Annotated in this window: 8 protein-coding genes and 1 tRNA gene; 8 read left to right on the top strand and 1 reads right to left on the bottom strand. The window is 68.0% G+C overall.

What is annotated here, in order from left to right:
- Window positions 1-3 precede the first annotated feature (3 nt).
- Window positions 4-1389: a hypothetical protein gene (locus ON29_RS00695; RefSeq protein ID WP_051174741.1), complete on the top strand. Its 1386-nt coding sequence runs from the start codon at window positions 4-6 to the stop codon at window positions 1387-1389.
- A gap of 147 nt (window positions 1390-1536) precedes the next feature.
- Entirely contained in the window at window positions 1537-1965 is a 429-nt protein-coding gene (locus tag ON29_RS00690) for an ester cyclase (protein WP_040864141.1), read from the top strand.
- An 88-nt stretch (window positions 1966-2053) separates the two neighbouring features.
- On the opposite strand, the gene ON29_RS00685 is transcribed toward ON29_RS00690, so the two are convergent.
- Window positions 2054-2136: transfer RNA gene (locus ON29_RS00685), tRNA-Leu, on the bottom strand.
- Window positions 2137-2361: 225 nt separating this feature from the next.
- Here ON29_RS00685 and ON29_RS00680 point away from each other — a divergent pair.
- The 6 genes from ON29_RS00680 to ON29_RS00655 form a co-directional block, all read left to right on the top strand.
- Window positions 2362-3765, top strand: a complete 1404-nt coding sequence (locus ON29_RS00680) for an FHA domain-containing protein (RefSeq protein WP_040864140.1) — start codon at window positions 2362-2364, stop codon at window positions 3763-3765.
- Window positions 3766-3970: 205 nt separating this feature from the next.
- The gene (locus ON29_RS00675) at window positions 3971-4438 is read left to right on the top strand and encodes an FHA domain-containing protein FhaB/FipA (protein WP_014980860.1); all 468 of its coding nucleotides are present in this window, start codon (window positions 3971-3973) and stop codon (window positions 4436-4438) included.
- Complete coding sequence (locus ON29_RS00670) at window positions 4435-5946, top strand: PP2C family protein-serine/threonine phosphatase (RefSeq protein ID WP_040864139.1); 1512 nt, start codon at window positions 4435-4437, stop codon at window positions 5944-5946. Before ON29_RS00675 ends, ON29_RS00670 begins: the two co-directional genes overlap by 4 nt.
- Window positions 5946-7430, top strand: a complete 1485-nt coding sequence (locus ON29_RS00665) for an FtsW/RodA/SpoVE family cell cycle protein (RefSeq protein ID WP_040864138.1) — start codon at window positions 5946-5948, stop codon at window positions 7428-7430. The genes ON29_RS00670 and ON29_RS00665 overlap by 1 nt, the downstream gene beginning before the upstream one ends.
- Window positions 7427-8893 carry a peptidoglycan D,D-transpeptidase FtsI family protein gene (locus ON29_RS00660; RefSeq protein WP_040864137.1) on the top strand — a complete coding sequence of 489 codons (1467 nt, stop codon included), beginning with the start codon at window positions 7427-7429 and terminating at the stop codon, window positions 8891-8893. Before ON29_RS00665 ends, ON29_RS00660 begins: the two co-directional genes overlap by 4 nt.
- Before the next feature lie 37 nt (window positions 8894-8930).
- Window positions 8931-9669, top strand: a 739-nt coding sequence (locus ON29_RS00655; RefSeq protein WP_040864136.1) for a protein kinase domain-containing protein, incomplete at its 3' end; no start/stop codon positions are given.

Here is a 9669-nt window from a genome sequence, read left to right as displayed (position 1 = left end):
GGCGTGGCAGACGAACCCGGTGGGCTGACCGTCGAACACCCGCTCGCTCGTGCGCTGGCGGCACACGCGCCGACGGGGTGGCAGCGGGTGGACGCGGCGTTCGCTGTCACGGTGGTGGGTGAGATCGCCCACCTCGTGTATGCCGTTGGCGAACAGGCGATACGGGTAGACCCGCCGGAGCCGGTGCTTGCCATCGTCCGGGAGCACCGTGCGATCTCGGCCGGCTCCGGCGCGGAACCCTGGTGGCGTCTGCTGCTGGCAATGACGAGTTCCGGCCGGATCGAAGTCGCGTACGACTACGGCGACGAGCCCTTCCCGGACGGTCAACTGTTCGTGCCGGAGGCGTACCGCGCCGACCTCGCGGCGTATCCGCGCGCGAAGGTGCCCGTGTGGTTGGCCGCGTACATCGGCCATGGCGACCGGCAGCGGCGCACCCCGCAGCAGGCCGCCGCCCAGGCGCGCGCCGACCGGGCCGAACAGGTGTGGGCGGTACTCGCGGAGAACGAGTTCCCGCCGTTCCCGCAGATGTGGTCGCGTTGGACGACGATCGCCGCGGCCTTCGTGGCGGCGCGGTCGGAATGGGGCCCGCGGATGCTGCCCTGGGTAGGCGTATTCGAAGGCACCGCGCGCGGGGGATCGACATTGCATGCGCTCCCGGCCGGGCGGGCCGTGTTGTCCGGCGGTGTGTGGAACGCGCCGACCTTGGCCGCGGTGTACAACGCGGGCGCACCGATGCCGCAGTTGTACAGCGGCGCGCCGGACTGGGTGGCCGACCCGGTCTTGAACCCGCGGGCGGCATCCGGCCTGCTGTCGTTCTGCTACTGGTGGGAAGCGGGGCGCTGGTACCGGGGGCAGTCACCGCCCGCACAGGAGTGCGCGCCCGCCGTGCCGGGCATGTGGACCCGGGAGACGGCGATCAAGATCGTGGCGGGTCTGCTCGCGAACAGCGCGGGAAGGGACGCGCCGGAGGCTATAGACGCGTTGTTGTCCGCGGCCGAGACAGGAAGGGTGACGCGATCGGCGCTGGTCGCCGTATTCGCCGATGACGGCCGCTATGACATCGACGGCGCGCTCTATCAGTTCTCGGCGGCCGGGCTGCTGTCCACCGTGCCCGAGCCGATGCCCGCCGCACAGGCGATCGGCCGGGTACGGGACTACATCACCGGACGGCAGCTGGACACCACCGGGTATCCGCTGTCGCAGCTGAGCGCCGAGCGCTTCCGCTTCGGCTGGATGGTGCACGTGCCCGCGAACGCTCAGGCCCGCCGGGCGGTCTTCTACGTCGCCGACGACGGCGAGTTCGCGCACTCGTCTTCGGCAGTCGATCAGGCGCAGTTCATCGCCGGGTTCGAGCAGCGCTTCCTCGATCGCCACGCCCCGGTGGCCTGACAGCCGAGCAGGAATCTTTGCCAACAGTTCGCCGACATGCTTTTTCGATATTGTGAGCTCTGTTGGTAGAAGTTGCTGTCCGCGCGGCGCGACACTCGGGTACACAACGGCCGTTCGCCGCCCGGCACCCGAGCAGGAAGGTCGATCATGTCGCTGGAAGCCAACAAGGCGCTGGTCCGCCGGTTCTATCAGGAGATCGACGCGGGGAACGTCGACGCGATGGACGACCTCGTCGCGGAGGATTACCTCGACCACTCGCCGCCGCCGTTTCCCGGCCTCGCCACCGGCCGCGAGGGCCTCAAACAGGCCTTTCGCATGTTCTGGGACGCCACTCCCGGGAGGCACGTGATCGAGGATCAGCTCGCGGAGGGCGACCGGGTCGTGACACGACTCACCGCGTACGGCCGCCATACCGGGGACCTACCGGGGATACCGGCGACCGGAAACGAATTGACGATGACCGGCACCGCGATCCACCGGATCGCGGACGGCAAGATCGCCGAGAAGTGGTCCGACAAGGACGTGCTGGGGTTCCTTCAGCAGCTCGGAGTATTACCCGCTGTGGGAGGGCACTGACCGACGCGGGCCGAGCGCAGCGTTTCGTAACACGAAAATAGGGAAAGCCGCGTATCAGTACCAATCCGATACGCGGCTTTCCCGTCTGTGGGCGAAGGGGGACTTGAACCCCCACGTCCCGAAGGACACTGGCACCTGAAGCCAGCGCGTCTGCCATTCCGCCACTCGCCCGAGCGACTGGGAGACAGTATCACGGCCTCGCGCCGGATACGAAATCGCCATTTCAGAGGCCTGACCGGGGGGCTGGACAGCCCCGGGAACCCGAGGCCGTCGCCAAGAGTTACAGGTGTGGACGATCGTGGATATCATGCAATGAACGTGGTCGATTAACGACACGCCATACACGCGTGTCGTTGTTACGAATCAGGAAGAGACGCGCACCGAAGGGAGGCCTTGATGGGCATCGTTTCGCGATTCGAGCGTCGCCTGCAAGGCGCCGTCGGTGACGTGTTCGCCCGAGTGTTCGGCGGCAGTGTCGTGCCCCAGGAGGTGGAGGCGGCGCTGCAACGCGAGGCCGCCGATCATGTCCAAGACGTGGGCGGAGGGCATCTGCTGGCACCCAACAGCTATGTGATCACGATCAACTCCTCCGATCACCAGCAGTTGGACGCCGACCACGACCTCACCACCCGCGCGTTCGCCAAACACCTGCAGGACTACATCCGCGAACAAGGCTGGCAGACCTACGGCGAAGTACACGTGGCGTTCGAGGCATCACCTACGCTGCACACCGGACAGTTCAGGGCGAGTGGCCGCGTCGATCCCGACGCCGGCCACAGAGCCGGCGCGGCTCGCGGCCCCGAATCACCGCCACAACGACCTGCAAACCCGCAACCAGGAGCTGGCCCCATGACGCAGAACTCAGGCTACGACCCGAGCCGTGAGCCCGCGGAGTCCGATCCACGCAACCGCGGGTACGCTCCACCGCCTGCCGGTCGCGGCGGTGCGCAGAACGGCGCGTACCGCGACGACTACGGCCGCGGTGGCGCGTACGGGGCGGATTACCAGGCTCCGGACGCACAGCAGGGTTACGGCGATTACCAGAACGGCTACGACTACCCCCAGGGTGGCCAGGGCGGTCAGGGCTACGGGCAGCAGGGTTACGGCGAATCCGGCTACGGCCAGCAAGCCGGTTACGGCGAGCCGGGCTACGGCCAGCAGGGCGGCTACGCCGAACGCGGTTACGGCCAGCAAGGCTACGGCGACCAGGGCTACGGCCAGCAGGGCTACGCCGACCAAGCCTATGGCCAGCAGGGCTACAGCGATGCCGGTTACGGCCAGCAGGGCTACGCCGAGCCGGGCTACGGCCAGCCAGGCTATGGTCAGCCCGGATACGGGCAGTCGGGATACACCGATCCGAGCTACGGCGATCAGAGCTACGCCGATCAAGGTGGCTACGGTCAGGACGACCAGGGCGGCTACGGTCAGGCGTATTCGCAGCAACCCGGATACGGCGCGCCGCAGGCTTACGCGGGCGGCCAGGGCTACGGCGCCGCGCCGCAGGCCGGTTCGGGCTACTCGGCGACCCTCCAGCTGGACGACGGCAGCGGCCGGACTTACCAGCTGCGGGAAGGCAGCAACATCATCGGCCGCGGCCAGGACGCGCACTTCCGCCTGCCCGACACGGGCGTGTCGCGCAGGCACATCGAGGTGCGCTGGGACGGGCAGACCGCGATGTTGTCCGACCTCGGCTCCACCAACGGCACCCTGGTGAACGGCTCCCCCGTGCAGGACTGGCAGCTCGCCGACGGCGACGTCATCCGTGCCGGGCACTCCGAGATCCTGATCCGTATCGTCTGATCCCGTAAGCTCGCGGTGCAGGTCACGACATGGCTCTCGAGGGATTCGTCGGCCGTATCGTGATCGAACTCGACCGACGGCCCTATGATGCTGCCTACACACGCGCGGCGCCGATACCGGGGCCGGCAAGACCAGCAGGCTGGTGGGGGTGGTCGAACCGCACCTACGGCACCGACGTACACGGTCGAACAGGAGGTGGAGCGCCGTGCAGGGACTGATCCTGCAACTGACCCGTGCGGGGTTCCTTCTGCTGTTGTGGTTGTTCGTGTGGGCTGTGCTGCGCACGTTGCGCAGCGACATCTACGCGGCATCCGGCATTCGGATTCAGCCCAGGGCCGCACGCGGTTCCGCGGTGCTGCCTTCCTTCAGCCGGGGCCAGAAGGGCGCCAAATTTCTTGTGGTGACTCAGGGTTCACTCGCCGGCACCCGCATCTCGCTCGGCACCCAACCGGTGCTGATCGGGCGTGCGGACGACTCCACGCTGGTACTCACCGATGATTACGCCTCGACCAGGCATGCGCGACTGTCTCCGCGTGGTGACGACTGGTACGTGGAAGACCTCGGCTCGACGAACGGCACTTACCTCGATCGCGCGAAAGTCACCACCGCCGTCCGTGTTCCACTCGGCACGCCTGTTCGTGTCGGCAAAACAGTGATCGAGCTGCGATCGTGACACTTGTTCTCCGCTACGCAGCGCGCAGCGACCGTGGTCTCGTCCGAGGCAACAACGAAGACTCCGTGTACGCGGGCGCCCGGCTGCTCGCACTCGCCGACGGCATGGGTGGCCATGCCGCGGGAGAAGTCGCGTCCCAGTTGATGATCGCCGCGCTCGCCCACCTCGACGACGACGAACCCGGCGACGATCTGCTCGGCAAGCTCGACGCGGCGACCCGAGAAGGCAACGCCGCCATCGCCGATCAGGTCGAGGAGGAGCCCGAGCTCGACGGCATGGGCACCACGCTCACGGCAATCCTGTTCGCGGGCAAGAAACTCGGCCTCGTGCACATCGGCGACTCTCGCGCCTATCTGTTGCGCGGCGGCGAGCTGGCCCAGATCACCCGGGACGACACATTCGTCCAGTCGCTGGTCGATGAGGGCAGGATCACACCGGAGCAGGCGCACACGCACCCGCAGCGTTCGCTGATCATGCGCGCGCTCACCGGCAACGAGATCGAGCCGACGCTGATCATGCGCGAATCGCGCGCAGGCGACCGCTACCTGCTGTGCTCCGACGGTCTCTCGGACGTGGTCAGCGACGAGACCATCGCGAACACGATGCGCGAGGGCACCACCGACGAGTGCGCCGACCGGCTCATCGAGCTGGCGTTGCGCAGCGGCGGTCCGGACAACGTGACCGTCGTCGTGGCCGACGTCATCGATCTGGACTACGGCCAGAGCCACCCGATCGTGGCGGGCGCCGCGTCCGGCGTCGACGAGGACACTCCTCCGCCCAACACCGCCGCGGGCCGGGCCTCCGCCCTGCGTCCGCCGCGCTCGGCGCCGCGCCGGGCCGCCGCCGCGCCCGAGCCGCCCGCGAAGAAGTCGCACCGGCTGCGCTGGATCGTGCTCGCGCTGGCGCTCGTCGCCGCCGTCTGTGTGGGGCTCGTGGTCGGCTACAAGATGATCCGCAGCAATTACTACGTCGGCGCCGACGACGGTTCGGTGGTGATCCTGCGCGGGTTGCCCGGGTCGATCCTCGGCTATTCGATCCATGACGTGAACCTGGTCGGGTGCGTGACCCGCAACGGTGAACTCACCCTGTCCGAGCCCGGCGCGGATTCGCCCTCCTCGTGCAAGCCGCTGAAGGTCAGTGATCTGAAGCAGACCGGCCGTGACCAGGTGGACAAGGGATTGCCGCCCGGTTCGCTGGACAAGGCCAGGGACTCGATGACCTATCTCGCTCAGCGAGAACTGCTGCCGCCGTGCCCGGTCAAGGAATCGGCGCCGCAGCCGGGAGTCGTCCCGTCCGCCGAGCCCACACCGCCCGCGCCCAACGGCGCTCCGCCCGCACCGGTCACCACCACACCCGCGCCTGCACCGGCACCGGTGCCTGCACCGGAACAGGGTGACGCCAGGGGCACCGAGATCAAGACGCCGACCAAGTCGGAGGCTCCTGCCACGCCGTCGAGCACCTCGCCCAATCCCCAGACCACGGGGGAGAACTGCCGGGTGACGGACTGATGTCCGCGCCGGCACCGCCGTCGGCTGGGGCTTTTCCCAGTCCCCCGGGCGGCTTCGCTCCCGCGCCACCGCCGAGCACCAGACGAAACGCGGAACTGCTGCTGCTCGGGGCGGCAGCAGTCATCACCACCGTGTCCCTCTTCCTGGTCGAGGCCAGTCAAGAACAGTCGATCACCTGGGATATCGCCAAGTACGGTCTGGCCTACCTGGCGCTGTTCGCGGTGGCGCACCTGGCCGTGCGTCGGTTCGCCCCGTTCGCCGACCCGCTGCTGCTGCCGATCGTCGCGTTGCTCAACGGACTCGGTCTCGTGCTGATCCATCGGCTCGACCTGGCCGACCAGCAGACCGCCGCCTACAACTCGTGGGCGACCCCCTCCCCCGACGCCAATCAGCAGATCCTGTGGACCGCGCTGGGCACACTGGTGTTCATCACCCTGCTGATCGCCCTGCGCGACTACCGCACGCTCGCCCGCTACAGCTACACCCTCGGCCTCATCGGCCTCGTCGCGCTGGCCATCCCGGCGCTGCTGCCCAGCGCGTTCTCCGAGACCAACGGCGCGAAGATCTGGATCCGGCTGCCCGGGTTCAGCGTCCAGCCGGGTGAGTTCGCGAAGATCCTGCTGATCATCTTCTTCGCCTCGGTGCTGGTGGCCAAGCGCGAGATCTTCACCGCCGCCGGGCGTCACGTCCTGGGCATGGAGTTCCCGCGCGGCCGCGACCTCGGCCCGATCCTGGCCGTCTGGATCGTCTGCATCGGCGTGCTGGTGTTCGAGAAGGATCTCGGTACCTCGCTGCTGATCTTCAGCACGGTGCTCGTGATGCTCTACATCGCCACCGAACGGGTCGGCTGGCTGGTCATCGGCGGCGGGCTGCTCGCACTCGGATTCATCTTCGCCTACCAGTTGTTCGGTCACGTGCGGGTCCGGGTGGAGACCTGGCTGCACCCGTTCGACGACTACAACAACACCGGCTATCAGATCTCGCAGTCACTGTTCGGCCTGGCCACCGGCGGTCTCGCCGGAACCGGCCTCGGGAGCGGCAGGCCCAGCCAGGTGCCCTTCGCCAAGACCGACTTCATCGTCACCACGATCGGCGAGGAGCTCGGCCTGATCGGGCTCGCCGCAGTGCTGATGCTGTTCCTGGTGTTCGTGGTGCGCGGGCTGCGCACCGCCCTCGCGGTGCGCGACAGCTTCGGCAAGCTGCTCGCGGCCGGTCTGTCGTTCACCATCGCGATCCAGCTGTTCGTCGTGGTCGGGGGTGTGACCAAGCTGATTCCGCTGACCGGTCTCACCACTCCGTTCATGTCCTACGGTGGCTCCTCGCTGTTGGCCAACTACGCATTGCTGGCGTTGCTGATCAAGGTCTCCGACGCCGCCCGCGCACCCGCCCCGGTGCGTAAGAAGGAACCGGCGCCGATCGCCGACGCGCAGACCGAACTGCTGCGCCGCGACGGGGGACGACCGGATGCGGGGCCGCTGACATGAACACTCCACTACGCCGAGTCGCGGTCGCGGTGATGGTGATGGTCGTCGCACTGCTGGCGAACGCCACCTACGTGCAGGTGATCAAGGCCGACGACCTGCGCTCGGATCCACGCAACTCCCGGGTGCTGCTGGACGAATACGCCCGCCAGCGCGGGCAGATCTCGGCGGGCGGCACCGTGCTGGCCAGCTCGATCGCGACCGACGATCGCTACAAGTACCTGCGCGCCTACCCGAGCGAGCCGGAGGCGTACGCGCCTGCCACCGGCTTCTACTCGATGCAGTACGGCAGCACCGGATTGGAGCGCGCCGAGGATTCGGTGCTCAACGGCTCCGACAGTCAGCTGTTCGGCAGCCGTCTCGTCGACCTGATCTCCGGCCGGGACCCGCGCGGCGGCAACGTGCTCACCACGCTCAACCCGCTGATGCAGAAGGTCGCCTACGACCAGATGACCAGCAAGGGCTACACCGGCTCGGTGGTGGCCATCGAGCCGAGCACCGGCAAGATCCTCACCATGGTGTCCACGCCGAGCTACGACCCGAACCTGCTGTCCGGGCACGACGGCGCGCGTGGCACCCAGGCGTGGGAAACGCTGAGCGCGGATCCGAACCACCCCATGTTGAATCGCGCTATCTCACAGACCTACCCGCCCGGGTCCACATTCAAGGTCGTGGTCACCGCGGCCGCGCTGGCCAACGGCGTCGCGACCCCCGACGACCAGTTCACCGCCGCCCCGACCTTCACACCGCCCGGCACCAGCACTCCGATGGAGAACTACAACGGCACCACCTGCGGTCCGAATCCGACCGCTTCGTTGTTCGAGGCGTTCCGGCGCTCGTGCAACACCGCGTTCGCCGAACTCGGCATCAAGGTGGGCGCCGCGGACCTCAAGGACGAGGCGGCCGCGTTCGGTGTGGGCCCGCACCGGGGGATCCCGATGCCGGTGGCGGAGAGCACCGTCGGCACGATCTCCGACGACGCCGCTCTGGCGCAGAGCAGCATCGGGCAGCGCGACGTGGCGCTGACCCCCTTGCAGAACGCGGTCGTCGCGGCGACCATCGCCAACGGCGGCGTCCGGATGGAGCCGTACCTGGTCGATCAGTTGCAGCGCCCGGATCTGAGCGAGCTGACCAAGACCAAGCCGGTCTCGGTCGGCCAAGCCGTCAGCGCCGATGTAGCGTCGACCCTAACCAACTTGATGATCGCGTCGGAGAGCAACACCTCCGGAGGTGGCCAGACCCCCTATCAAATCGCGTCCAAGACCGGCACCGCGGAACACGGGACCAACCCGCGTAACACGCCGCCGCACGCTTGGTATATCGCGTTCGCCCCCGCCCAGAACCCGAAGATCGCCATCGCGGTGATCGTGGAGAACGGTGGGGACCGGGCGCTTGCCGCGACCGGTGGCTCGGTCGCCGCGCCGGTGGCTCGCGCGGTTCTGGACGCCGGTCTTCGAGGGGGCTGAACGATATGGATGTGCGAGTGAAGGTACGGGGACCTCGATGCTGAACAACGGTGCGATGATCGCCGACCGATACCGGCTGCAGCGACTGATCGCGACCGGCGGCATGGGCCAGGTCTGGGAAGCGCTGGACACCAGGCTCGACCGCAGGGTCGCGGTCAAGGTGCTGAAATCGGAGTTCTCGGCCGACCCGACGTTCCGGCATCGATTCCGCACCGAGGCGAAGACCACCGCCCAGCTGAATCACTCCGGCATCGCGGGCATCTACGACTACGGCGAGACCATCGACCCGCAGGGCAGCGAGATCGCCTACCTCGTCATGGAGTTCGTCCAGGGCGAGCCGCTGAACACCGTGCTCAACCGGCTCGGCAGGCTGTCGGTGGCCCAAGGACTCGATCTGCTCGAGCAAACCGGGCGCGCGCTGGACGTGGCGCACCGCGCGGGCGTGGTGCACCGTGACGTGAAGCCGGGCAACATCCTGGTCACGCCGACCGGCCAGGTGAAGATCACCGACTTCGGTATCGCCAAAGCGGTGGACGCCTCCCCGGTGACCAAGACCGGCATGGTGATGGGCACCGCCCAGTACATCGCACCGGAACAGGCGGTCGGCGAGGACGCCACCGCGGCCAGCGACGTGTACTCACTCGCCGTGGTCGGTTACGAAGTGCTGGCCGGGCAGCGGCCGTTCACCGGCGACGGCGCGATCACCGTCGCGATGAAGCACGTGCGCGAGACACCGCCTCCGATGCCCGCCGATCTGCCCGGCAACGTGCGCGAAC

Origin of the sequence: Nocardia exalbida NBRC 100660 (genome assembly GCF_000308575.1) — a bacterium.
Taxonomy (GTDB): Bacteria; Actinomycetota; Actinomycetes; order Mycobacteriales; family Mycobacteriaceae; genus Nocardia; species Nocardia exalbida.
The sequence above is the reverse complement of the archived record's forward strand: the minus strand, read 5'-3'. Positions and strand labels throughout refer to the sequence as shown.